This window comes from Micromonospora sp. NPDC047756, assembly GCF_055587245.1.
This window is the reverse complement of sequence record NZ_JBVJGQ010000001.1, coordinates 762,648-785,177: the sequence shown is the minus strand read 5'-3', so window position 1 is coordinate 785,177 and position 22,530 is coordinate 762,648. Positions and strand designations below refer to the sequence as shown.

Genomic DNA, 22,530 nt, shown 5'->3' with positions numbered 1-22,530 from the left:
CCGACCCCGAGCGAACGGTGGAACGGCGTTGGCACGCCGCTGTCGGGCCAGTTGCTGAGCGTAGTCGAACATCGCCACTCATCGGTTCCTCTCTGGGCTGATCAGGGTGGACCCCACACACGGCGTTCAGAGTTGCGCAGTAACCTCTATCGCCATGGGGGACCACGACGACCTGCGTAAATTCATTACCGACCTGGCCGTGGTCCACGGCCGGGTCGTGCTCTCGTCCGGGCGCGAGGCAGACTGGTACGTGGATCTGCGGCGCGTCACGCTCCATCACCGGGCCGCTCCTCTGGTCGGCCGGGTGTTGCTCGACCTCACCGCCGACTGGGAGTTCGACGCCGTTGGGGGCCTCACCCTGGGCGCGGATCCTGTCGCGCTCTCGATGCTGCACGCCGCCGCTCCGACCGGCCGGGCCCTGGACGCCTTTGTGGTGCGCAAGGCGGGCAAGGCTCACGGTCTTCAGCGGCGGATCGAGGGACCGGAGGTGGCTGGCCGCCGTGTGTTGGCGGTGGAGGACACATCCACGACGGGCGGAAGTGTTTTGACGGCTGTCGAGGCGCTTCGCGAGGCCGGGGCGGAAGTCGTAGGCGTGGTGGTTATTGTTGATCGAGGCGCCGGCGACGCGGTGCGAGCCGCCGGATTGCCGTACCGGGCGGCCTATACGTTGGCTGACCTCGGCCTTGTGGCGTAAAAGTCTGCCGATTCGGATCTGCTGATATGCAGGCGGATCGATGCTGCTGGTGGAAGGATGGAATACGTGGGAACTGCGTTGGCCGAAATGACTATGCCTCAGATCTCGCCGCTAAACGGCGAGCCGATCGAACGTGCCGATGCCGAGCGTCTGGCCGGGGTCCTCAAGGCCCTTGCTGATCCTGCTCGGTTGCGGCTGCTCAGCCTGATCCAGTCGGCCCCCGAGGGCGAGGCGTGCGTCTGTGACCTGACCGCGCCGCTCGGCCTCTCTCAGCCGACGGTCAGTCACCACCTGCGCATCCTCACCGAGGCTGGCTTGTTGCAGCGGGAGAAGCGCGGTGTCTGGGCGTACTACAGCCTGGTCCCGAGTGCGATCGCGACGATCGCCGACCTGCTGACCCCGCCGCGTAAGCGGGCCACCAAGAAGGCCCGCTGACGTAGGCACCCCACGCCGTCCCGAGCCGGGGCGGCGTCCGGTGGCGAGCCAGGGGTGGCGCCACCGGTGGTTGACACCTGCTCGGCCCCGGTCGCACCACCGGAGGCCGGGTTCGACATGCCGACGGCCGACCCCCGCACCAGGGGGCCGGCCGTCGTCGTACCGCTCAATGGTCCTGACCGTGCTCCGGGCGCTGACGGCGATCCTGGTGCCGGTCGTGGTCGAACGCCTCGCGGGCCGCCTCCACAGCGCCCGCGGCGCTGGCCGCCGCGACCACCGCGACCGCCTCGCCGCGCTTACGGGCCCGGCGGTCGCGGAGGAACTCGAAGAAGATCGGCAGTACCGAGATCAGAATGATCAGAGCCACCACCGGCAGGATGTAGTGGTCGATCTTGTCGCCGATGGCCTGGTAGATCTGCTCGGCCAGCAGGTAGCCGATCAGCAGGATGCCGTCCACCCAGAGCACCGCGCCGACGATGTTCCAGAGCAGGAACTTCTTGGCCGGCATGCCGAGCGCGCCCGCAACCGGGTTGAGGAACGTCCGGACGATCGGAATGAAACGCGCCAGCACGACGGCCTTCGCCGGGCCGAACTTCTCGAAGTAGTACTCGGCCTTCTCCACGTACTCCTTCTTGAAGAGCCGGGAGTTCGGCCGCTCGAACATCGGCCGGCCGTACCGCGCGCCGAGCCAGTGCCCCAACTGCGCCCCGACGATCGCGCAGATCGGCCCACCGATCAGCAGGCCGGCGAGGGAGAGGCGGGTGCCGTCACCGAAGATCGCGTCCGCCACCGGTGACGAGGCCACCCCGGCGAGGAACAGCAGCGAGTCACCTGGGAAGAAGAAGCCCACCAGCAGGCCGGTCTCGGCGAAGAGGATCACCCACACGCCGATCAGCCCGAAGGTCTGCAGCAGATCCTTGGGATCGAGCGGGTTCAGGGCGACGCTCTCCACGAGAGCGCGGGTCTTCTCAGCTGTGTCCACGGCCACAAAGGGTACCGAAGCCCAGGGTCCCGGCCGCGCCGGACCGGCCCGTCACCACCCGCCCGCGCCGCCGGGTCCCACGACCGTGCCCCGCCGTCGCGGGGCCCAACGACGGTGCCCCGCCGACCGTGGCGGTCGACGGGGCACCGGTGGTGCGGGTGGATCAGGCGACGAAGCGGGTCCGGCGGCGCTTGGCCACCAGGTAGCCGCCGACGCCCGCGGCGAGCAGCAGCGCGCCGAGGCCGGCGATCAGCCCGGTGGACTGACCGGTGATCGGCAGCGAGCCGCCGTCACCGTCACCGTCACCGTCACCGTCACCGTTGCCGTCGCCACCGCCGCCCGTGCCGCCGGCCACGTTGACCAGGATCTTGGCGACGTCGTTGGCCGGCTTCAGGTCCTCGGTGAAGCCCTCGCACTCGCACTTGGCGTTGATGGTGACGGTGCCCGCCGCGTTCTCGATCACCTTGTCGATCCGCAGGCCGATGTCGACCAGTTGCTCCTCGCCGACACCGATGAAGATGTCCGGGTAGCAGCGGTAGAGCTTCGCGCCCGGCTTGCCGGCGTTCTCCCAGTCCTGCTCGTCGCCGTTGAGCGGCGCGCAGAACTCGGGAACCTCGACCGCGGTGGTGCCCGCCGGAACGGCGATGTCGATCTTGGTAACCGGGCTGCCCGAGCGGCCGAAGTCCAGCGCGGCCGGGCCGTCGTTGCGGACTCCGACGGAGGCAGTGACCACGTCGCCGGCCTTGCCGGTCAGCTGGCCGCCGACCGCCACCAGGTCCGTGCCGTTCTTGCCGGTGACCTTGACGCTCATGCCGGACCAGTTGTTCATCGGGTCGGTGTCAGCCTGGAAGCCGCGCGCCCCCATCTTGGACGGGACCTCCGGAAGGCTCAGGACCGGACCGTTGCCGGGCTTACCGACCGAGATGCCGCCGGCCTGGAGGTAGGCGTTGAAGTCCTCGAACTCGGCGATCGTCATCCAGTTGTAGTAGCCGTACTCGCTGCCCGGCGCGTAGGTGTCCTTGCCGAGCACGTAGGACAGCGAAACGGAGCGGGCCTTGCCGGCGGCGGTGACCTCGTCGAAGGCGCAGGTCCGCAGGTGCCCGTCCTCGTAGGTGCAGTTGCTGTACTGCTTGTCGGGGCGGATCGCGTAATCGAGGTCGAAGACCGCGACCGCTCCCTTGGCGGCGGTCTTGCCAGCGTTGCTGAGCGTCAGCGGAGCGCTGAACGTGCCTCCGGGAGCCGACGAGATTTCGGTCTCCTCGCCCGGGGCGGCCAGGTCGACGCCCTCGCCGATCCGCAGCTTGGCGGTGTGGCTGGCCGGAGCGAGACCCTCGGCGCTGACCGTGACCTTGAGGTTGCCGGTGTCGCCGTCGGCAGCCTTCGCGGCCGGCGTCAGGGCCACCTCGAAGAGGCCGCCGAAGGCCCACTCCTCGAGACCGATCTCGAAGGGGTCGGTGCAGACCAGAACGCCGGCCTCCGGCGACTTGCAGTCGAAGCTCGACGATTCGGGCTTGACCTGGACGACACCGCTCAAATCCCGGTAGTCGTAGGTGACAGTGAGGCCCTCGACCACCACCGGCTCGGAGGCGAACAGGAGGGGGGAGTCGATCTTGCCTTCGGACCCCGCAGCAATCGTGGTGTCGCTGAAGTAGACGCCCAGTTCGATGGGCGCCTCCGGGGCGGCGACGGCCGGGCTGGCGGCGGCGGCGACGAACGCGCCTGCTACGCCCAGTCCGGCGAGCCAACGCCGGGTGGAGTGGGTGAGCATGAGGGGGGTTCCTCCAGTTGGGGGATCAGGTGGAGCCTGCGGATCTTAAGGAATTGCTAAGGCTCACTGCAGCCCGCAAAGCCACCCGCCGAGCAAGACGAACCAAAAGGTTGATCAGAGTCACCGCAATGTTCGGTCGGTCCGCTTCCGTCAAGTGAGGCAGGAGCCCTCCGGGAGGTGCAGTGACGTACGGGGACGTCACGACGACGCCCCGCAGCCGGTACGGGCCGGCGGGGCGTCGGTCGGGTCGGGGCGGGTCAGGCGGCGGAGCGGCTGCCGTGGCGTCGGGCGAGCAGGTAGCAGCCGGCGCCGGTGACGAGCAGCAGAGTGCCGATGCCGGCGATCACAGTGGTGGGGGTGCCGGTGATCGGCAGCGAACCCCCGCCACCCCCGCCGCCGTCGCCGTCCCCGTCCCCGTGGCCGCCGCCACCCTGGGCCGCGTTGACCACGATGGTGGCCCTGTCGTTCGCGGGTCTGGTGTCGTCCTGGAAACCGCCGCCGGCGGGGCACTCGCACGGCGCGTTGACCCGCACCGCGCCCCGGGCGTTGGAGATGACCTTGTCGATACGCAGCCGGAACTTCACGGTGTAGGTCTGCCCGGCCACCAGGAGCATCTCGGAGGCGCACAGGTACGTGCGGGTGGTGTCCTGCCGCAACCAGCAGTTGCCGGGGACCCCGACGGCGGTGGTGCCCGGCGGCAGTTCGACGTCGGTGTGGGTGGCGGCCTCGAAGTCTTCGTTCGTTCTGTCGAGCGTCGCCGGGCCGTTGTTCCGGAAGCCGACGGTCGCTGTGACGACGGTGCCAGCCGTGCCCTTGATCGTGGCGCCGACGGCCGCGAGGTCGGTGCCGTTCCTGCCGGTGGCCTCGACGGTCCACCCGGTGTAGTCGTAACCCGGGCCGACATCGGTCTGGTCGGCCTGCCGCGCCCTGCTGGGTGCCTCGGCCAGAGTCAGCTTCGGGCCGCTGCCGAGGGTGGCCGCTCGTGCGCCGGCGGCCGTCCGCACCCGGGTCAGGTCCTCGAAGTCGGCAGTGGTCATGAACTGGGCGTAGCCGGTCTGGTTGGTCGGCGCGGCGGTGTCCTTGCCGAGTTCGAGGTTCAGCGTGGTGGCCAGGCCGGTGCCCACCGGGATCTCCTCGTCGAAGTGGCAGGAGACCAGGTGGTCGTCGGAGTAGCGGCAGTTGCTGAAGCGGTCCTTGGTTCGGATCGAGTAGGGGAGGTCGAAGACCGCGACGAATCCGGTGACGGTCCGGTCGCCGGCGTTGGCCACGACCAGCGGCACGGTGAACTTCCCACCCGGCCTGGCGGAGAGGCTGGTGTGCGGTCCGCCGGCCAGGTCGACCCCCTCGCCGACCCGGACCCGGGAGGTGTAGCTGCCGCGTTGGCCCCCGGCTGCCTGGAAGCTGACCGCGACGTCGCCGGAGTCGCCGAGCTGCGCATCCTCGGTGAGGCCGAGGTTCACCCGCTTGGCCCCGTTGCGGTAGATCCCGCTGCCGAGCGGCGGCATCTCGGACAGGACGACATCGGAGGGCTCCGTGCAGACGAGAACGCCCGGCTCCGGCGCTGTGCACTCCTGGCCGTCGGCAGGAGTCACAGTGATCTTCCTGGCCAGGGACCGGTAGTCGTACCGCACGGAGACGTCGGTGAGGACCGTCGGCTCGTCGGCATGCAGCAACAGGCCGCGGATGGGTGCCGCCGCGCCGATGGCCAGCGTGGCGTCCTGAAAGTAGGGCTTGATCGTCGGCGCGGCGACGGCGGGGCTTGCGGAGGCGGCGATCAACGCGCCTGCGGCGACGAGCCCGGTCAGCCAGCGGAGCGAGTGCTTGAGCATGGGGTCCTCCCGTGGGGGTACAGGTGGCGCTCGTCCAACGTAGGGACGCCCGGACCCCTCCGGTAACCCCTTCGGATCGACATTTGTCTAATGACCCGAACGGCTGAGCAGCCCTGTCGCAACGGGCAGCCGACCCCGCGACGGCATCAGCGGTAGTCGTCCTCGTCCCCGGTGACTACCCGGGCCTGTTCCATCGCGTCCCAGTCGTCGACCTCCAGGCCACGGTGCGGCTCACTGTCGACGTCGGCCGGGCCGGCGACCGTGGCCTGCTCGACCGCGTCGGCCGGGTCCGCCTCGGGGTCGCGTTCGTCGGGCGTGAGGTGGTCGCCGGGGCTGAAGTCCTCGTCGGGCTGACCCATCGTCCCTCCCGGGGGTGTCGGGGCACGGTTCCCACCCACCGTACGGGCTGGGCCGGCGCACCGCCCGGAAGCCGAGTAGACGGAATCAGCCCTCGGCGACGCGCCCCGATGCCAGGATGGTGTGGTGGGCTTCCTCATCAGACTGGCGATCACCGCGGTCGCGTTGTGGATCACCACGCTGATCGTGCCCGGCGTCGACGTGCACGGTCGCTCGGGTGGCAACACCGTCCTCACCCTGATCGTGGTGGCTCTGATCTTCGGCGTCATCAACGCGGTGCTCAAGCCGGTGATCCGGGTCGTCGGTTGTGTGTTCTACCTGCTGACCCTGGGCCTGTTCGCGCTGGTGGTCAACGCGTTGCTGTTCCTGCTCACCGACCGGATCGCCAGCGGGCTCGACCTGCCGTTCCAGGTGGACGGATTCTGGCCGGCGTTCTGGGGAGCCATCGTGATGACAGTGGTGACCTGGTTGATCAGCGTCATCGTGCCGGACAACCTGGACCGCCGGTGAACGACCAGCGCCGGGTCGGTTGTTCCGGCGCACCTCACCTACGGGATACTTCCGGGTGGAGGACAGCGCGGTCCGGCGCACAAATGAAGAACAGCGGCCAGCACGGCCGAGAGTGGTAAGTAAGGAGCACATCACATGCCCATCGCTTCCCCCGAGGCTTACGCGGAGATGCTGGACCGCGCCAAGGCTGGCCGGTTCGCGTACCCCGCGATCAACGTGACCTCCTCCCAGACGCTGAACGCGGCGCTCAAGGGCTTCGCCGACGCGGAGAGCGACGGCATCATCCAGGTCTCCACCGGTGGCGCCGAATACCTCTCCGGCCCCTCGATCAAGGACATGGTCACCGGCGCGGTGGCGTTCGCCGCGTACGCGCACGAGGTCGCCAAGAAGTACTCGGTGAACATCGCGCTGCACACCGACCACTGCCCGAAGGACAAGCTGGACGGGTTCGTGCGTCCGCTGATGGGCATCTCGCAGGAGCGGGTGAAGCGCGGCGAGGAGCCGCTGTACCAGTCGCACATGTGGGACGGCTCGGCAGTGCCGGTCGCGGAGAACCTCGAGATCGCCGCGCAGCTGCTCGACGAGGCCGCCAAGGCCAAGATCGTCCTTGAGATCGAGGTCGGTGTCGTCGGTGGCGAGGAGGACGGCGTCGAGAACGCCATCAACGACAAGCTCTACACCACCACCGATGACGGCCTGGCCATGGTCGAGGCGCTCGGCCTCGGCGAGAAGGGCCGCTACATGGCGGCGCTGACCTTCGGCAACGTGCACGGCGTCTACAAGCCGGGCAACGTCAAGCTCCGCCCCGAGATCCTCAACCAGATCCAGGAGGCGGTGGGCGCGAAGTACGGCAAGGACAAGCCGCTCAGCCTGGTCTTCCACGGCGGCTCGGGCTCCCTGCTCAGCGAGATCCGTGAGGCGCTCGACTACGGCGTGGTGAAGATGAACATCGACACCGACACCCAGTACGCCTTCACCCGCCCCGTCGTGGACCACATGCTCCGCAACTACGACGGCGTGCTGAAGATCGACGGCGAGGTCGGCAACAAAAAGCAGTACGATCCGCGCGCCTGGGGCAAGGCCGCCGAGGCCGGCCTGGCCGCCCGGGTCGTCGAGGCCTGCGAGCACCTCCGCTCCACCGGCACCACGATGACCAAGTAACGACGTCCCACCCGACGGCCGGCTCCCCGCACGGGGAGTCGGCCGTCGTCGTCACGTCGTGAGCAGGCGTACGGCCTCGCGGACGTCGTCGGTGAGGTGGATCGTCGACGACAGGTCACCGAACGGCGACGCCGCCAGCAGCGGACGCAACAACGCCTCCACCGGTAACTCCACGGTCCAGTAGGCGCGGTCCAGGAAGATGTACGCCCCGCTGGCGCCATCGGTGCCGTAGTAGGTCTTGGTGGCCGCCTGGAACACCTCCTGCACCGTGCCCGCCCGCCCCGGCGCGAAGACGATGCCGCCCCGGGCGAGGCGCAGGATGGTGTCCTCCCGGATCGCGTTCGAGAAGTACTTCGCGATCCGCCCGGCGAACAGGTTCGCCGGCTCGTGCCCGTACAGCCAGGTCGGAATGGCCAGACCACCCGCACGCGCCCAGCCCAGCTCGTCGCCACGTTGCCGGGGCACGCCCGCGTACCGCTGCCGGACCGTCAGCGCCGTGGCCGTGTACCGGTGGTGGTCGGTGAAGTCGGGGGCGGTGGCCAGCACATCGATCGCGGCCGTCACATCGGTCGCCGGCCGGTCCGCCAGGTAGGCGCCGAGGTTCGCGGCCTCCATCACACCCGGGCCGCCGCCGGTCACCACCAGCCGGTCGGCCCGCGCCAGCTCCCAACCCAGCACGGCCGCCATCCGGTACGCGGGACTGCCGCGCCGCACCGCGTGCCCGCCCATGATGCCCACCACCGACTGCGGCCCGTACGCGCTCAGCCAGACCCGGGTGGCGTCGGTCAGCGCGTTGTCCACGCCGTGATCGTGCAGCCGTTGACCCAGCGCCTCCTTGACGTCCGGCAACGCGCCGCCGTGCGCCCGGTAGTGGTCGTACACCCGGGTGTCGTACATCCCGGTGAACCCGCCCTCGGCGAACCCGGCGGCCAGGTCGTCCGGGGTGTAGAGGTGCGTCGGCTGGGTCGGGTACGGCAACCCGGAGAACGGCGGCACCACGTTCGCGCCGCGCCGGACCAGGTCGGCGCCCACGTCCCGGGACGCGAACCGGCAACCGACGAAGAGGGTGCCGGCGACGTCGACGCCGGTCAGGTCGGGCACCGGCGCGAGGTCGAGCCGCAGGCCCTGCACGGTCAGCCCGGCCAGCCGACCGGTGGCCAGCTGCTGGTCGAACTCGGAACGGGTCTGGATCTCACCGGCATGCAGGTGCGGCTCGATGACGTCTGCGGGAGGTGGGGTCGGCACCGGGCCATCCTGCCCCTCCTCCGGGGCCGGTCAAACCTCGGGCCGGGGGTGGAACCGACAGGAGCCCGATGGTCGTGGCCACCGGGCTCCTGCGTTACCGGTTCCTGGGGAGGCTCCGGACCATTAGTTGTAGTGGAAAACACCAGGCAGCGGCATAGGCCGCAGGCGTGACCAACTCCTCAGCCGTTCAGCGGGACACGTCGGCCGACCCGCTCGCGTGTCGCCCTGTCCAGCGGGTTGAATGGGGCGATGCAGAACCTTTTGCCAGAGCCACCGGCCACCCGCCTGCCCGCGAACGCCGAGGCCGACGCCGCCCTGGCCGCCGCCGACGAGGCCGGCACCGACGAGGCGTACGCCAACGTGGCGGCCGGCTTCCCGACCTACAGCGCGGCCTGGGCGGAGCTCGCGGCGCGGGCGTTCGCCCAGGGCCAGGTGGTGACGGCGTACGCGTACGCCCGCACCGGTTACCACCGGGGCCTCGACCAGCTGCGCCGCAGTGGTTGGAAGGGGCACGGCCCGGTGCCGTGGTCACACGAGCCCAACCGGGGCTTCCTCCGCTGCCTCTACGTGCTGTCCCGTGCCGCCGACGAGATCGGCGAGGCCGACGAAGCGGCCCGCTGTGCCCAGTTCCTGCGCGACTGCGACCCGGAAGCGGCGGACGCGCTGGCGAGCAACTGACCCCTGCCCCGACGGCCGGCCCGAGATCGGGCCGGCCGTCGGCGGGTCACAGCCCTTCGGCGACCGCGGCGGCGATCTTCAGCCAGGCGTCCCGGGTGGCCGAGGAGAGCCCGCCGTACCGGATCGGCTCGCCGCTGTCGATGAGCCGCTCGTACGGGGCCAGCAGCACCGCCCGGGTGCGGGCCGCGAAGTGCTCCTGGATGGCCGGCAGGTCGATCTCCTTGCGGGACGGTGGCATCGACACCACCGTCACGGCCTGACGGACCAGCCGTTGCCGGCCGCTCTGCTCCAGGTGGTCGAGCATCCGGGCCGCGGTCTCGGCGGAGTCGTTACGGGCCGACATGGTGACCACCAACTGGTCGGTGGCGTCCATCGACGCCTGCCAGTTCTGCGCCCGGACGTTGTTCCCGGTGTCCACGAAGATCAACTTATAGAACCGGCTGACCACCTCTCGGATCTCGGCGAACGCGGCAGCCGTCAACATCTCGCCGCCGGTGGCCGACTCGTCCGAGGCCAGGACGTCGAACATTCCCTCGCCCTGCGAGCGGACGTACTGCGACAGGTCCCCGACCCGCCCGTGCGCACCCTGGAACTGCCCGAGGTCACGCAGCATGTCCCGCACCGTGCGGGAGTGGAAGTCCTGTTGGGCGCGCATCCCGAGCGTGCCCTGGGTCTCGTTGTTGTCCCAGGCCAGCACGTAGCCGCCGCGCTTCTGACCGAACGTCATCGCCAGCAGCAGGATGGCCACCGTCTTACCGGCGCCGCCCTTCGGGTTGACCACGGTCACCTGCCGCAGGCCACCGAAGTTGCGGCGCACCATCTCGATGTCCCGCTTGAGCTCCTGCTCGTGCCGCCCCGGCGAGAGCCGGAGCAGGCCCATCTTGTTGACCACCGCGCGTACCCCCATGGTCGCCACCGGATCGGCGGGTCGAACCTGGCGGCGTCGGGCGAAGTCCTCGGCGGTCGGTGCGGCTGTGGTGTCCGGTGTCCAGCTCGCGTCCGGGTACGCGCTCGCGTCCGGGTACGCGGGGGCCGGCACCCGGGTCACCCCGTCGGCCTCCTGGTACGGCTGGCCGGGCGTGCCGGCGGGCGAGCCCTGCTGCCAGGGCGGTGGGTGCCAGCCCGGCGAGGGCGGGAACGGCCCGGGCGGTGGGGTCGGCGGCCCGGCCTGCCCAGGAGCGTGCTGCGGCGCGGCAAGGCCATGCGGTGGGTTGCTGAACTGCGTCACGTCGGGCGGCGGCGGAATCTGCGCCGGGCCGACCTGGCCGGGGATGAACGGCTGCCCGGGATGTGCCTGCGCGGGACCGGCGTGCGGAACGACCGGAGGTGGAGGCGGAATCGGAGGTGTCGCGCCGGCCCCGTCGGGAGCGGGCGCGGGCGTTCCGGACGGGCGTTGCGGCGGGTACGCCCACGGCGACTCGGCGATCGGCCGCGCCGGACCGTCGGGGGCCCCGTCCGCACCGGCCGCGCCGGGCTGTTGCGCCGGCTGGCCGAGCTGCGGTGCGGTCCCGCCAGCCTGTGGTGTCGGGCTGCCAGTCTGCGGCGCGGGCACACCAGTCTGTGGTGTCGGGCCGCCAGTCTGTGGTGTCGGGCTGCCAGTCTGCGGCGCGGGCACACCAGTCTGTGGTGTCGGGCCGCCAGTCTGCGGCGCGGGCACACCAGTTTGTGGTGCCGACCGGGCCGCCGCGACGGCTGCGGCCGAGGGGTCTGCCGGCGCGGCGCCGCCGGCCGTTGGGCTGGTGGCGGCACGCGGGGTGTCGGTGGCGTTCGGGTTGGCGGCGGACGCGGTGGCCGCCGGAATGGGCGAGTCGGTGGCTGCGGCCGTGGTGGGGCGGTCGGCGGGTGCCGACGCGGCGGGGCGGTCGGCGGCGGTCGGGTGGTCCAGGGTGAACGGCAGGTTCAGGTCGACGCCGCCCGGGGTGATCGGCGCGGCGGCCGGGCCGCCCCGCTCGCCGGGCATCACCTGTGCCGCGTCGCCGGGCATTACCTGCGCCGCGTCGGTCGTCCCGCTGCCCGCGTCGCTCGCGGCGGGACGGCCGTCGCGCGGTGCGGAGGCGGTACTCGGTGCCGCGCCGGCAGCCGGGATGCCGGGGCCGGCCAGCCCGCCGTTGCCCCCAGGGCTGGCTGGCCCGCCGTTGCTTCCCGGGCTGGCTGGCCCGCCGTTGTCCCCGGGGCCAGTCGACGGCGGCGTCGCCCAGGCGGCGGTCGCCGGCGGTGACGCAGCGGCTGGGTCTGCCGGTGGTGATGCAGCGGCCGGGTCGGTCGGGGGCGGCCAGCTCGGCTGTGCCGGCGCCCAACCCGACCCGACACCGGACGGGCCGCTGGCCCCCCACCCCCCCGGCGCCGGGACAGCGCCGCTGAGCGACGGGTAGTCCGACGGTGACGGCGGCGACTGGGCCGCAGCGCCGGGCTGGCCGGGAACCGGCGGTCGCCCGATCGGCGGCGCGGCCACCGGTGGCGTGACCGGATGTGTGACCGGCGACGGCCCACCCCGCTGCTCGGCGACCGCAGCCCAGGGCGGCACCGCGCCCCGGTCGCCCGGATCCGGCGGCCAGAGTGGTTCGACGTCCCGCTCCGGCACCGGCTGCTGGCCGGGCACCTGCGCCCGGTCGGCGTTCTCGTCCATTACGGCCCTCCCCAGTCCTCCTGCGAGGATAGGCCCAATCGCCCAACAGGGCCGATCGGCGCAGGCAGGTCGGCCGGTCGCGGCCGAGGTCAGATCGACCAGACCGCCCAGGCGCCCGGCTCGACCCACCAGGAACGCTTACGGGTCAGCTCACCCTCGACACCATCGTCGAGATAGGGCACCCGGCCCTCCCTGGGCAGCACCGACACCGCCCGCCCACGGGCCCGCCGAACTTCGAGGCGTACCCGCTTGCGCCCCCACGCCGCGCGGACGACCACCGGAACGGCCACCGCGACCTCGACCTGGCCGTCGGCCGGGTCCGGCGCGGTCAGCAGCGTCACGTCGTTGAGCGCCGCGTACCCGCCGGCGTTTCCCACCGCGCAGGCCAGCAGCGGCTCCGCACCGTCGGTGAGGATGGTGTCGTCGACCTCCACCCGGGCGCGCCAGTGCAGCGGACGGCCGGCGTCGTCGGCTGCGCCGAGGAGCGCGCCGTCCAGCGTCACCGAGCCACCGTCGTTGCGGAGCAGGTCCAACCGGCGCGGTGTGCCATCCAGCACCGCGGCGGCCACCGCCGCCGGGTCACGAGGCAGCCCGAGCTGCGCGGCCAGGTCCCGGTGGGTGCCGCCACGCGCCGGATCTAGCGGGAGTACGGCCACCGGAGGCAGGTCGGGCAGTGTCCGGTTGCCGGGCAGGTCCGCCGGGCGCTTGCTCGGCGCCGGGGCGTACCGCTTGACCAGCCGGCGCAGCACGGCGCGCAACTGCCCGTCGCTGGCCGTGGCGATGACCAGCCGGGTCTTGCTGTCCTGGTCCGGCCAGGTGAGGCCGTCCGGGCGGGCCGGGCCGTCGAACCGGGCCAGCACCGCGTCGATCTCGGCGTCGGAGCGGGCGGTGACCGTCTCCACCCGGGCACCCCGGGCGTTCAGCGCGTCGGCGCACGCCAGCACCGGCACCCGTGGCCGATCTGTCGCGCACTGCCCGGAGTCGGTCTGGCCGTTGCCGGCCTGATCGGTGTGCGCGTGGCCGGAGTCGGTCCGGCCGCTGCCGGCCTGATCGCTGGTGGTCTGATCGGTGTGCGCCTGGCCGGAGCCGGTCCGGCCGTTGCCAGCCTGATCGCTGGCGGTCTGGCCGCTGGCGGTTTGATCGCTGCTGACCTGGTCGGTGTTGGCCTGGCCGGTGTCGGCCTGGCCGGTGTCGGCCTGGCTCGTCGGGCCGGTGTCGGCCCCGGTCGCGCCGCCGCAGCAGGCCCCGCCGCTGCCACAGCCCCCGGGAGCGTCCCGCTCCGCACCAAGGGTGAGCAGCACCACGTCGTACACGGAAGGAGCCTCCTGCCTCTCGACGCGACCCCTGCCGGCCACGCCGTCACTACTTGTTAACCTGACACCCCGGGCTCGCCGAGCGGTCGCCACCTGGCACCCGAGCCTTCTGGAGGCGGAAAAGATGCCAGCGATCGTGCTCATCGGTGCTCAGTGGGGCGACGAGGGCAAGGGCAAGGTTACCGACCTGCTGGGTGAGCGGGTCGACTACGTCGTGCGCTACTCCGGCGGCAACAACGCCGGGCACACGGTGATCACCCCGGACGGCCAGAAGTACGCGCTGCACCTGATGCCGTCCGGCGCGCTCTCACCGAACGCGATGATCGTCATCGGCAACGGTGTGGTGGTCGACCCCAAGGTGCTGCTCGCCGAGATCGACGGCCTGGCGGAGCGCGGCGTCGACGTGTCCCGCCTGCGGATCTCCGGTGACGCTCACCTGATTATGCCGCACCACCGGGCGCTGGACCGGGTCATCGAGCGCTACCTCGGCTCGTCCCGGATCGGCACCACCGGGCGCGGCATCGGCCCGGCGTACGGCGACAAGGTCGCCCGGATCGGCATCCGCCTCCAGGACCTGCTCGACCCGGGCATCCTGCGCAAGAAGCTGGAACTCGCGCTGCGCGAGAAGAACCAGATCCTGTTCAAGGTCTACAACCGCAAGGCGATCGACGTCGACGCGACCGTCGAGGAGTACCTGGCGTACGCGGAGCGGCTCAAGCCGTACATCGCGGAGACCCGGGCGATGCTCTGGGACGCTCTGGACCGGGGCGAGACGGTGCTGCTGGAAGGCGCCCAGGCCACCATGCTCGACATGGATCACGGCACCTACCCCTTCGTGACCTCGTCCAATCCGACGGCCGGCGGCGCCTGCGTGGGCGCGGGCATCCCGCCGACCGCGATCAACAAGGTCATCGCGGTGAGCAAGGCGTACACCACCCGGGTGGGTGCCGGGCCGTTCCCGACCGAGCTGTTCGACGCCAACGGCGACCACCTGCGCAAGATCGGCGCTGAGTACGGCACCACCACCGGGCGCGAGCGCCGGTGCGGTTGGTTCGACGCGGTCGTCGCCCGGTACGCCTGCCGCCTCAACGGCGTCACCGACCTGGTCATCACCAAGCTGGACGTGCTCACCGGCCTGCCCAAGGTGCCGATCTGCGTCGGTTACGAGATCAACGGCGTCCGGGTCGACGACATGCCGATGAGCCAGACGGACTTCCACCACGCAAAGCCCGTCTTTGAGGAACTCGACGGCTGGTGGGAGGACATCACCAAGGCCCGCACGATCGACGACCTCCCGGAGAACGCCCGCCGCTACATCGCGAGGGTCGAAGAACTCTGCAACACCAAGGTGAGCGTCGTCGGGGTGGGCCCAGGCCGAGAAGAAAACGTAGTCCTCCACCCCCTCCTCCCCTAACCGGCCCCACCCCACCCTCCCCCGCCCCTCCCGGCTTTCCCGGTTGATCAAGAGGTTTGCGTCAAGATTCGGACTTGATTTGACGCAAACCTCTTGATCGCCGGAGGAGGGGGAAGGGGCAGGGGAGGGGAGGGCGGGGTTATCCACAGGGCTTTGTGGGTTGTCCACAGGGGCTTCGGTGGGATGGGATGGGTGGGCAGGGTGTTGGTGTGGGACCACACCAGCTTCTTCGTGACGTCGCGGCCGGGCAGGACGGTCTGGTCACCCTCGCTCAGGCGTTGCGTGCCGGCCTGACCAGGGATGAGGTCCGACATCTCTGCCGGTCCGGCAGGTGGCAGCGGCTTCTGCGCGGCTGCTTCGTGCCGGACGCGGAGGTGAGCGAATCGACTCGGCGGCGGGCGCACATCCGCGCTGCTGTCGTCAGCCTTGGGCCCGGCGCCTTCGCCGTGTTGGGCACTGCGCTGGAACTGCACGGCATCGCGGGTCTTCGACAGAGTGCGCAGGTCCACGTCTCGGTGCCAGTCGATCGACCGAGGCATCAGCGGATCCCGGTGCCGTGGCTGACCGTGCACCAGATGAAAGCTGATCCCGGTGACATCGCCGAGGTCGCGGGCATTCGTGTGACCTCTCCGCTGCGCACTGTCTCGGACGTCGTTCTCCTGGTGGATCGTTACCCAGCGGTCTCGGTCCTCGACTCGGCGCTCAATCGGCGTCGCATCGATCCGGCTCAACTGATGGTGATCCCGAATCTCATCCGAGGGCGGCCGGGCGCGGTCGCGGCGCGCGCCTACCTGTCAGAGGCGGACGGGCGGGCGCAGTCGCCGCTGGAGACGCGTAGCCGACTGCGGTGCGTGGACGGCCGGGTCGCACCGGACACGCTGCAGTTGGAGGTACGCGACGACGACGGCTATCTGCTCGGCATTGGCGACCTGGGCTGGCGAGGCCCGAGGGTCATCGCAGAGGCCGACGGCCGAGACGCCCATAGTGCGCCAGAGGCCGTCTTCGCCGACCGTCGCCGGCAGAATCGCCTGGTCAACGCCGGCTGGACCATCCTCCGCTTCACCTGGCAGGACACCCTGCACCCGGCATACATCCCGCACACAGTTCGGCAGGCGATCGCAGCCGCCCAACGCAATTGACCAAGAGGTTTGCGTCAAAATCCCTTCCCGATCTGACGCAAACCTCTTGATCAACGGCGGTGGGCCGGGGGTGGGCCGGGGGTGGGGGAGGGGTGGGGGAGGGCGGTGGGCACGGAGGATGGGTAAGGGTGGGCAGTAGGATCTCGGGCGTGCGGGTTCTTCTGGTGGGTGGTGGTGGGCGCGAGCACGCGCTCGCGCTCGGGTTGGCGGCGGATTCGGGGGTTTCCGCGGTTGTCGCGGCGCCGGGGAATCCGGGGATTGCCAGCCTGGCTGAGCTGCGGGCCGTCAATGCCACAGATCCGGCCGCGGTGGCGGCGTTGGCCGTCGAGACGGCGGCTGACCTGGTGGTGATCGGGCCCGAGGCGCCGTTGGTCGCCGGGGTCGCCGACGCGGTACGCGCCAAGGGCATCGCTGTGTTCGGCCCGTCCGGCGCGGCCGCGCAGCTTGAGGGCTCCAAGGCGTTCGCCAAGGACGTGATGACCGCCGCCAGCGTGCCGACCGCCAGGGCGTACGTCTGCACGGACGAGGAGAGCACCGCTCGGGCGTTGGATGAGTTCGGCGCACCGTACGTGGTGAAGGACGACGGGCTCGCCGCCGGCAAGGGCGTGGTGGTGACCGACGACCGGTCCGCCGCGTTGGCGCACGCCCGCGAGTGTGGACGGGTCGTGGTCGAGGAGTTCCTCGACGGCCCGGAGGTCAGCCTCTTCGTGGTCACCGACGGTGAGGCGGCGTTGCCGCTGCTGCCGGCGCAGGACTTCAAGCGCCTCGGTGACGGCGACAGCGGGCCGAACACCGGCGGCATGGGCGCGTACGCGCCGCTGGCCTGGACCCCGCCCGATCTGGTCGACGACGTGATGCGCGACGTGGTGCACCCGACGCTCGCGGAGATGCGTCGCCGGGGCACCCCGTTCGCCGGCCTGCTCTACGTCGGGCTCGCGATCACGGCCGCCGGCCCTCGGGTGATCGAGTTCAACGCGCGTTTCGGTGACCCGGAGACCCAGGTGGTGCTCGCGCTGCTGGAGACTCCGCTGGGCGGGCTGCTGCACGCGGCGGCCACCGGCACGTTGGCCGAGCATCCGCCGCTGCGGTGGCGGGACGGCAGCGCCGTGACGGTGGTGCTCGCCTCGTCGGGTTATCCGGCCGCGCCGCGTACCGGTGACGTGATCACCGGGGCGGAGGGTCCGGGCATCATCCACGCGGGCACCGCCCGCCGGGCCGACGACGGCGCGTTGCTCTCCGCCGGCGGCCGGGTCCTCTGCGGTACGGCCACCGGCGCCGACCTGGCAGCCGCGCGGGACGCCGCGTACGCGCTGGTCGACGGCGTGACGTTGGCTGGTTCGCAGCACCGTACCGACATCGCCGCAGCGGCGATCGAGGACCGGATCACGATTCCCGGCTGAACTCGGGCAACCCCCGTCGCAGCCGCCACCGGGTGGAGCCGACCTCGCCCCCGTACGACCCGCGGTCAGCCGTAGTAGCGGCGCAGTTCTCGGGTGAGCACCTTGCCGGTGGCGTTGCGGGGCAGGTACTTCACGAGGATCACGTCGCGGGGGACGCTGAACCGGGCCAGGAAGTGTCGGACGTACTCGCGGACCGCCTCGGGGTCGAGGGTCTCGCCGGGGTGCAGGGCGAGGAACGCGGAGAGGCGCTGGCCGTACTCGGGGTCGGGCACGCCGATCACTGCCGCCTCGCGGACCTGTGGCAGTTGCGCGAGCAGGTCCTCCACCTCGGACGGGAAGACGTTCTCGCCGCCAGAGACGATCATGTCGTCGGCCCGGCCGTCGACGAAGAGCAGCCCGTCGGCGTTGAGCCGGCCGAGGTCGCCGGTGTCGAGCAGGCCGTCGCGGGTTTCCCGGCTGGCGCCCGAGGTGTAGCCCTCGAAGAGCATCTCGTTGCCGACGAAGATCCGCCCGACCTGTCCATCCGGTACGGGTTTATCGTCGTCGTCGAGCAGCTCCAGCCGGGTGCCGTGCGGGGGACGACCAGCGGTGGTGGGTGCCTGACGCAGGTCCTGCGGCCCGGCGATGGAGGCCCAGGAGACCTCGGTGGAACCGTAGAGGTTGTAGAGGACGTCTCCGTAGACGTCCATGAACTTCGGGGCCAGTCCGCCGGGCAGGGCGGAGCCGCTGACCGCGACGACGGTGAGTTGGGGGCGCGGGTCCGGCGGTGGCACCTCGAGCAGCCGTTGCACCATCACCGGTACGGCGAAGAGCGCGTCGCAGCGGTGCGCGGTCAGGGCGGCGAGCGTGGCGGCCGGGTCGAAGCGGCGGTGCAGCACGATGGTGGCCCGTAGTGCCAGGCAGACCTGGAGGGCGGCGAATCCCCAGGTGTGGAAGATCGGTGCGGCGATCATCACCCGGTCCCGGGCGTGCAGGGGGATGCGGTCGATGATGGACACCAGTGGGCCGAAGCCGCTGGGTGTGGGCCGACGGGCACCCTTGGGCGTGCCGGTGGTGCCGGAGGTGAGCACGATGATCCGGCCGTCGCGCTCGGGTGGTTGCAGGTCGCCGGGGAGTGCGCCGGCCACCAACTCCTCGCGGGCGCGTTCGTCGAGCCGGTGCAGTTCGGCGGGGAGGCCGAGGACCCGATCGGCGAACTCGTCGTCGTGCACGAGGAGCCGCAGTCGCTGCTCTTCGGCGACGGTGCCCAGCTGGGCGGCGCTGAGCCCGGTGTTGACCAGTACCGCGTCGACGCCGAGCAGGGTGGCGGCGACGATCGTCTCGATCAGTCCGTGGTGGTTGCGGCAGAGCACGCCGATCCGGTCGCCGGCCTGTACGCCGAGCCCGGCCCGCATCGAGCGGGCCATCCGTTCGGCCCGGTCGAGCAGGTCGTGGTAGGTCAGCTCGACGCCGTTCTCGTCGATGACGGCGGGCCGGCCCGGGTCCCGGGCGGCTGCTTGCCGTAGCTCTCCTGCCAGGCTCCACCCCCACGTGCGCAAGGCGTTGAGCTGCGAGGCGACCCGGATCGGGCTGCCGGGGGTGAGCAGCCCGCGACGGGTCAGCGTGGTGACGACGAACGGCAGGTCCATGCCGCAGACCTCCTCGGGGTGGTACGCGGACGGGCGGCGGCCCGCCCGTCCATCAGGCTTCTTCCTTGATCATGCACCGGGCGCGGCTGAAGGCCCAGTTGGCGTCGGCGTGGGGTGACAAAGACGGCACAGATCGTGGAGTCCGGGCCGCCGCCGGCCCGCCCGTCCAGGAGGGGCCGACGGCGACGGCGGTCAGCGGATCTGCATCCCGGAGATCGCCCGGGAGATGACCAGTCGTTGGATTTCCGAGGTGCCCTCGAAGATGGTGTAGATCTTTGCGTCCCGGTACCAGCGTTCGACCGGGTGGTCCCGCAGGAAGCCGGCGCCGCCGAGCAGTTGCACTGCCTTCTCGGTGACCGACACGGCCACCTCGCCGGCCTTGAGCTTGGACATCGATCCTTCGCCAGCGGTGAACGGGCGGTTGTTGCGGCCCATCCACGAGGCCCGCCAGACCAGCAGCCGCGCCGCGTCGATCTCCATCCGCATGTCGGCCAACGCGAACGCGACCGCCTGGTTCTCGATGATCGGGCGCCCGAACTGGACGCGGTCCTTCGCGTAGTCGAGGGAGTATTCGTAGGCGGCCCGGGCCACGCCGAGCGCCTGGGCGCCGACGGTGGGTCGGGACAGCTCGAAGGTGCGCATCGCGGCCTGCCCGGTGGACCGCTGACCGGAGCGGGCACGGTCGAGGCGTTCCAGCAGGGCGTCCCGTCCGCCGAGGAGGCAGCGGCCGGGTACGCGTACCCCGTCGAGGAAGACGTCGGCGGTGTGGGACGCGCGGAGACCGAGTTTGCGCAGCTTGCGGGTGGCGGCCAGGCCGGGGGTGCCGGGCGGTACGACGAACGCCGCCTGACCTCGGGAGCCGAGCGTGGGGTCGACGGAGGCGGTGACCACGTGCACCCCGGCGATGCCGCCGTTCGTGGCGTACGCCTTCTGGCCGGTGAGCACCCACTCGTCGGTGGCCTCGTCGTAGACGGCCCGGGTACGCATCGCGCCGACGTCGGAGCCGGCTTCGGGCTCGCTGGTGCAGAAGGCGGCGACGGTCGGCGAGTCGACGTCGCCGAAGCACTGCGGCACCCACTCGACCATCTGGTCCGGGGTGCCGGCGCCGTAGATGGCGGCGACGGCGAGCGAGGTGCCGAAGATGCTCATACCGATGCCGGCGTCACCCCAGAAGAGTTCCTCGCTGGCGATCGGGAGGGAGAGTCCGGTCGGGTCGGCCCAGCAGGTGGCGAGGAACTCGAAGCCGTAGAGGCCGACCTTGGCGGCTTCCTGGATCACCGGCCACGGGGTGTCCTCGCGTTCGTCCCACTCGGCGGCGGCCGGGCGCACGACCTCGGCGGCGAAGCCGTGCACCCAGTCGCGTAGATCCCGCTGTTCCTCGTTCAGGTCGAGCGAGAACTCGGCCATGTCAGGCCTTGGGGATGTCGAACAGGTTGGCGATGTTGGCGGCGAGGCCGAGGTCGCCCTTCGCCTTCAACTTGCCGGTCATGAACATCATCACCGGGTTGGCGCCACCGGAGACGATCTTCAGGAACTCGACCGGGCCCATGGTGAGGCTGAGCTTCGGGTCGTGCTGCGGGGTCGAGTTCACGACGCAGGTGCCGTCGGCGATGACCACCTCGTAGGTGTCGCTGCCGCCGTCGGGGCGACCGGTGATGATCCAGTGGATGACCGCGTTGGTGGCGCCGGCCCGGTCCGCGCGGAACAGCGACGGCATCCGACCGAACACCTCGCCCAGGACCTTGTCGCGCAGGTCGCCGGACATCACCTGGGCGATCTTGTCGTCCGGGGTGGACTTGACCAGCTGGGCGAACTCCTTGGGGCCGACGTTGGCGAAGTTGGCCGGGTCGAAGTCAGTCATCAGGTGCGCCTTCCGGAAGATTGGCTACTCGCGCGTAACCCTACGCACGAGTAGGTATGCTCGCAAGGTGTCCAGCGTCCCCGCCTTCAAGCGCCTGCCTCGCGCCGTCCGCGAGCAGCAGATGCTCGACGCGGCCGTCAAGGTCTTCTCCCGACGTGGTTTCCACGCCGCCAGCATGGACGAGATCGCCGAGGACGCCGGCATCTCCAAACCCATGGTGTACGCGTACCTGGGCACCAAGGAGGAGCTCTTCGTCGCCTGCCTGCACCGGGAGGGCACCCGGATGATGCAGGCCATCGCCGGGGCGGCGGCCCCCGACCTGCCGGCCGACGAACGGCTCTGGCGCGGGCTGAGGGCGTTCTTCGGCTTCGTGGGCGCGTACCGGGACGGCTGGGCGGTGCTCTACCGGCAGGCCCGGGGCGAGCAGCCGTTCGCCGGCGAGTTGGCCACCATGCGGGCCCGACTGGTCGAGGTGGTCGCCGGAATGCTCGACCACGCGCTGCGCGCCGAGGGCCGCGAGATCGCCGCCATCGACCTGGAGGTCGTCGCGTACGCCCTGGTCGGCGCGACCGAGTCGTTGGCCGACTGGCTCGCGGACCACCCGGACGCCGACCCGGAGAAGACGGCCACCCGGATGATGAACGTGGCCTGGCTCGGCGCTGCCCAACTGCTGCACGGCGTCACCTGGCGTCCGCCGGCCGACTGACGGCCCCGGCGGGAAGAGCGTCGGTCCCCGGCTCGCCGACCAGCGCCGTACGGCGGCGGTTGCGGAGCCAGCGGATCACCTCGACGACCACCGTCACCGTCAGGGCGAGGCCCAGACCGAGCAGGAGACCACGCAGCGGGTCCTGCTCGAAGGCGAGCCCGCCGACGTATCCGACCAGCGCGGAGTAGAGCCCCCACGAGCCGGCGGCCAGCGCGTCGAAGGCCAGGAACCGTCGCCGCGGATAGCGCACCGCACCCATGGTGAGGGTGACGGCGGTCCGGCCGCCCGGGATGTAGCGGGCCACGGTGAGAATCAGACCGCCCCGGGTGGCGATCCCCCGACGGGCCCGGTCGATGGCGGCGCGGCGTCGACCGTCGGGCGGCAGCCGGTCGAGCAGCCGGGTGCCGCCACCCCGCCCGATGGCGTACGAGATGTGGTCGCCCACCAGTGCCCCGGCGGCGGCCACCAGGATCACCGCCGGCAGGTACGGCGCTCCGGAGGCCGCGAACACCCCCGCGGTGATCACCGCCGTCTCGCTCGGCACCACCGGGAAGAAGCCGTCGAGCACCGCGATCGCGAAGATCGCCAGGTACACCCAGGGCGAGGACATCGTGTCGTGCAGCAGGTCGAGCAGATCCATGATCCTGATGCTGGTCGGGGCGGCTGCTCCCGACATCGGCCAGTGGTCAGGTGGACGGCACTACTTAGGTAGCGGCCGGCCCGGACTGTGCATCGGGGTCATCCCCCACCGCACCCGGGTACGGCGCCGCGGGGCGGCCCGATG

19 protein-coding genes and 1 pseudogene are annotated in these 22,530 nt (G+C 71.1%); 9 read left to right on the top strand and 11 right to left on the bottom strand.

What is annotated here, in order from left to right:
- Nucleotides 1-154: 154 nt before the first annotated feature.
- Both pyrE and ACZ6NZ_RS03665 read left to right on the top strand, forming a co-directional pair.
- Nucleotides 155-694 carry an orotate phosphoribosyltransferase gene (gene pyrE / locus ACZ6NZ_RS03670; protein ID WP_112586136.1) on the top strand — a complete coding sequence of 180 codons (540 nt, stop codon included), beginning with the start codon at nucleotides 155-157 and terminating at the stop codon, nucleotides 692-694.
- A 57-nt stretch (nucleotides 695-751) separates the two neighbouring features.
- Nucleotides 752-1,129, top strand: a complete 378-nt coding sequence (locus tag ACZ6NZ_RS03665) for an ArsR/SmtB family transcription factor (RefSeq protein ID WP_030332125.1) — start codon at nucleotides 752-754, stop codon at nucleotides 1,127-1,129.
- A gap of 166 nt (nucleotides 1,130-1,295) precedes the next feature.
- On the opposite strand, the gene ACZ6NZ_RS03660 is transcribed toward ACZ6NZ_RS03665, so the two are convergent.
- From ACZ6NZ_RS03660 to ACZ6NZ_RS03645, 4 genes are all read right to left on the bottom strand, one after another.
- The gene (locus tag ACZ6NZ_RS03660; RefSeq protein ID WP_465855414.1) at nucleotides 1,296-2,117 is read right to left on the bottom strand and encodes a DedA family protein; all 822 of its coding nucleotides are present in this window, start codon (nucleotides 2,115-2,117) and stop codon (nucleotides 1,296-1,298) included.
- 157 nt (nucleotides 2,118-2,274) lie between these two features.
- Nucleotides 2,275-3,879, bottom strand: a complete 1,605-nt coding sequence (locus ACZ6NZ_RS03655; RefSeq protein ID WP_465855413.1) for an LPXTG cell wall anchor domain-containing protein — start codon at nucleotides 3,877-3,879, stop codon at nucleotides 2,275-2,277.
- Nucleotides 3,880-4,136: 257 nt separating this feature from the next.
- On the bottom strand, nucleotides 4,137-5,708 hold the full coding sequence (locus ACZ6NZ_RS03650; RefSeq protein WP_465855412.1) for an LPXTG cell wall anchor domain-containing protein: 1,572 nt from the start codon (nucleotides 5,706-5,708) through the stop codon (nucleotides 4,137-4,139).
- A gap of 146 nt (nucleotides 5,709-5,854) precedes the next feature.
- The gene (locus ACZ6NZ_RS03645) at nucleotides 5,855-6,067 is read right to left on the bottom strand and encodes a hypothetical protein (RefSeq protein WP_465855411.1); all 213 of its coding nucleotides are present in this window, start codon (nucleotides 6,065-6,067) and stop codon (nucleotides 5,855-5,857) included.
- A gap of 124 nt (nucleotides 6,068-6,191) precedes the next feature.
- Between ACZ6NZ_RS03645 and ACZ6NZ_RS03640 the strand changes: the two genes are divergently transcribed.
- Together ACZ6NZ_RS03640 and fbaA are read left to right on the top strand one after the other, a co-directional pair.
- Nucleotides 6,192-6,575, top strand: coding sequence for a phage holin family protein (locus ACZ6NZ_RS03640; RefSeq protein ID WP_238677616.1), 384 nt, complete (start codon nucleotides 6,192-6,194; stop codon nucleotides 6,573-6,575).
- A 135-nt stretch (nucleotides 6,576-6,710) separates the two neighbouring features.
- Nucleotides 6,711-7,736, top strand: a complete 1,026-nt coding sequence (gene fbaA / locus ACZ6NZ_RS03635) for a class II fructose-bisphosphate aldolase (protein ID WP_366606094.1) — start codon at nucleotides 6,711-6,713, stop codon at nucleotides 7,734-7,736.
- Between the two features lie 51 nt (nucleotides 7,737-7,787).
- On the opposite strand, the gene ACZ6NZ_RS03630 is transcribed toward fbaA, so the two are convergent.
- Entirely contained in the window at nucleotides 7,788-8,981 is a 1,194-nt protein-coding gene (locus tag ACZ6NZ_RS03630) for an LOG family protein (RefSeq protein WP_465855410.1), read from the bottom strand.
- Nucleotides 8,982-9,230: 249 nt separating this feature from the next.
- Between ACZ6NZ_RS03630 and ACZ6NZ_RS03625 the strand changes: the two genes are divergently transcribed.
- Nucleotides 9,231-9,659 (top strand): DUF3151 domain-containing protein, encoded by a 429-nt coding sequence (locus ACZ6NZ_RS03625; RefSeq protein WP_366606090.1) that lies wholly within the window; start codon nucleotides 9,231-9,233, stop codon nucleotides 9,657-9,659.
- A 46-nt stretch (nucleotides 9,660-9,705) separates the two neighbouring features.
- Here ACZ6NZ_RS03625 and ACZ6NZ_RS03620 read toward each other — a convergent pair.
- Both ACZ6NZ_RS03620 and ACZ6NZ_RS03615 read right to left on the bottom strand, forming a co-directional pair.
- A pseudogene (locus ACZ6NZ_RS03620) lies at nucleotides 9,706-10,668 on the bottom strand (MinD/ParA family ATP-binding protein); the annotation flags it as partial.
- 1,706 nt (nucleotides 10,669-12,374) lie between these two features.
- Nucleotides 12,375-13,598, bottom strand: coding sequence for a diacylglycerol kinase family protein (locus ACZ6NZ_RS03615; protein ID WP_465855409.1), 1,224 nt, complete (start codon nucleotides 13,596-13,598; stop codon nucleotides 12,375-12,377).
- Nucleotides 13,599-13,722: 124 nt separating this feature from the next.
- Between ACZ6NZ_RS03615 and ACZ6NZ_RS03610 the strand changes: the two genes are divergently transcribed.
- From ACZ6NZ_RS03610 to purD, 3 genes are all read left to right on the top strand, one after another.
- Nucleotides 13,723-15,012 (top strand): adenylosuccinate synthase, encoded by a 1,290-nt coding sequence (locus tag ACZ6NZ_RS03610; RefSeq protein WP_366606086.1) that lies wholly within the window; start codon nucleotides 13,723-13,725, stop codon nucleotides 15,010-15,012.
- Between the two features lie 209 nt (nucleotides 15,013-15,221).
- A complete protein-coding gene (locus ACZ6NZ_RS03605) occupies nucleotides 15,222-16,151 on the top strand; it encodes a type IV toxin-antitoxin system AbiEi family antitoxin domain-containing protein (RefSeq protein ID WP_465855407.1) in 930 nt (309 codons plus the stop codon).
- A 149-nt stretch (nucleotides 16,152-16,300) separates the two neighbouring features.
- On the top strand, nucleotides 16,301-17,551 hold the full coding sequence (gene purD / locus ACZ6NZ_RS03600) for a phosphoribosylamine--glycine ligase (protein ID WP_465855405.1): 1,251 nt from the start codon (nucleotides 16,301-16,303) through the stop codon (nucleotides 17,549-17,551).
- Between the two features lie 65 nt (nucleotides 17,552-17,616).
- Here the strand turns inward: purD and ACZ6NZ_RS03595 are convergent, their stop codons facing one another.
- From ACZ6NZ_RS03595 to ACZ6NZ_RS03585, 3 genes are all read right to left on the bottom strand, one after another.
- Nucleotides 17,617-19,179 carry an AMP-binding protein gene (locus ACZ6NZ_RS03595; protein WP_465855403.1) on the bottom strand — a complete coding sequence of 521 codons (1,563 nt, stop codon included), beginning with the start codon at nucleotides 19,177-19,179 and terminating at the stop codon, nucleotides 17,617-17,619.
- A gap of 192 nt (nucleotides 19,180-19,371) precedes the next feature.
- On the bottom strand, nucleotides 19,372-20,586 hold the full coding sequence (locus ACZ6NZ_RS03590; protein ID WP_366606079.1) for an acyl-CoA dehydrogenase family protein: 1,215 nt from the start codon (nucleotides 20,584-20,586) through the stop codon (nucleotides 19,372-19,374).
- Nucleotide 20,587: 1 nt separating this feature from the next.
- Nucleotides 20,588-21,040, bottom strand: a complete 453-nt coding sequence (locus ACZ6NZ_RS03585) for an SCP2 sterol-binding domain-containing protein (RefSeq protein WP_366606077.1) — start codon at nucleotides 21,038-21,040, stop codon at nucleotides 20,588-20,590.
- 67 nt (nucleotides 21,041-21,107) lie between these two features.
- On the opposite strand from ACZ6NZ_RS03585, the gene ACZ6NZ_RS03580 reads away from it, so the two are divergent.
- Nucleotides 21,108-21,746: a TetR/AcrR family transcriptional regulator gene (locus ACZ6NZ_RS03580; RefSeq protein WP_366606074.1), complete on the top strand. Its 639-nt coding sequence runs from the start codon at nucleotides 21,108-21,110 to the stop codon at nucleotides 21,744-21,746.
- On the opposite strand, the gene ACZ6NZ_RS03575 is transcribed toward ACZ6NZ_RS03580, so the two are convergent.
- A complete protein-coding gene (locus ACZ6NZ_RS03575; RefSeq protein WP_465855929.1) occupies nucleotides 21,721-22,389 on the bottom strand; it encodes a DedA family protein in 669 nt (222 codons plus the stop codon). The two genes, ACZ6NZ_RS03580 and ACZ6NZ_RS03575, sit on opposite strands and share 26 nt — an antisense overlap.
- Nucleotides 22,390-22,530 lie beyond the last annotated feature (141 nt).

Excerpts from the sequence above, each read along its gene's own strand:
- pyrE (WP_112586136.1), top strand. The coding sequence starts at position 155 with ATGGGGGACCACGACGACCTGCGTAAATTCATTACCGACCTGGCCGTG.
- ACZ6NZ_RS03665 (WP_030332125.1), top strand. The coding sequence starts at position 752 with ATGGAATACGTGGGAACTGCGTTGGCCGAAATGACTATGCCTCAGATC.
- ACZ6NZ_RS03655 (WP_465855413.1), bottom strand. The coding sequence starts at position 3,879 with ATGCTCACCCACTCCACCCGGCGTTGGCTCGCCGGACTGGGCGTAGCA.
- ACZ6NZ_RS03650 (WP_465855412.1), bottom strand. The coding sequence starts at position 5,708 with ATGCTCAAGCACTCGCTCCGCTGGCTGACCGGGCTCGTCGCCGCAGGC.
- ACZ6NZ_RS03645 (WP_465855411.1), bottom strand. The coding sequence starts at position 6,067 with ATGGGTCAGCCCGACGAGGACTTCAGCCCCGGCGACCACCTCACGCCC.
- fbaA (WP_366606094.1), top strand. The coding sequence starts at position 6,711 with ATGCCCATCGCTTCCCCCGAGGCTTACGCGGAGATGCTGGACCGCGCC.
- ACZ6NZ_RS03625 (WP_366606090.1), top strand. The coding sequence starts at position 9,231 with ATGCAGAACCTTTTGCCAGAGCCACCGGCCACCCGCCTGCCCGCGAAC.
- ACZ6NZ_RS03610 (WP_366606086.1), top strand. The coding sequence starts at position 13,723 with ATGCCAGCGATCGTGCTCATCGGTGCTCAGTGGGGCGACGAGGGCAAG.
- ACZ6NZ_RS03595 (WP_465855403.1), bottom strand. The coding sequence starts at position 19,179 with ATGGACCTGCCGTTCGTCGTCACCACGCTGACCCGTCGCGGGCTGCTC.
- ACZ6NZ_RS03590 (WP_366606079.1), bottom strand. The coding sequence starts at position 20,586 with ATGGCCGAGTTCTCGCTCGACCTGAACGAGGAACAGCGGGATCTACGC.
- ACZ6NZ_RS03585 (WP_366606077.1), bottom strand. The coding sequence starts at position 21,040 with ATGACTGACTTCGACCCGGCCAACTTCGCCAACGTCGGCCCCAAGGAG.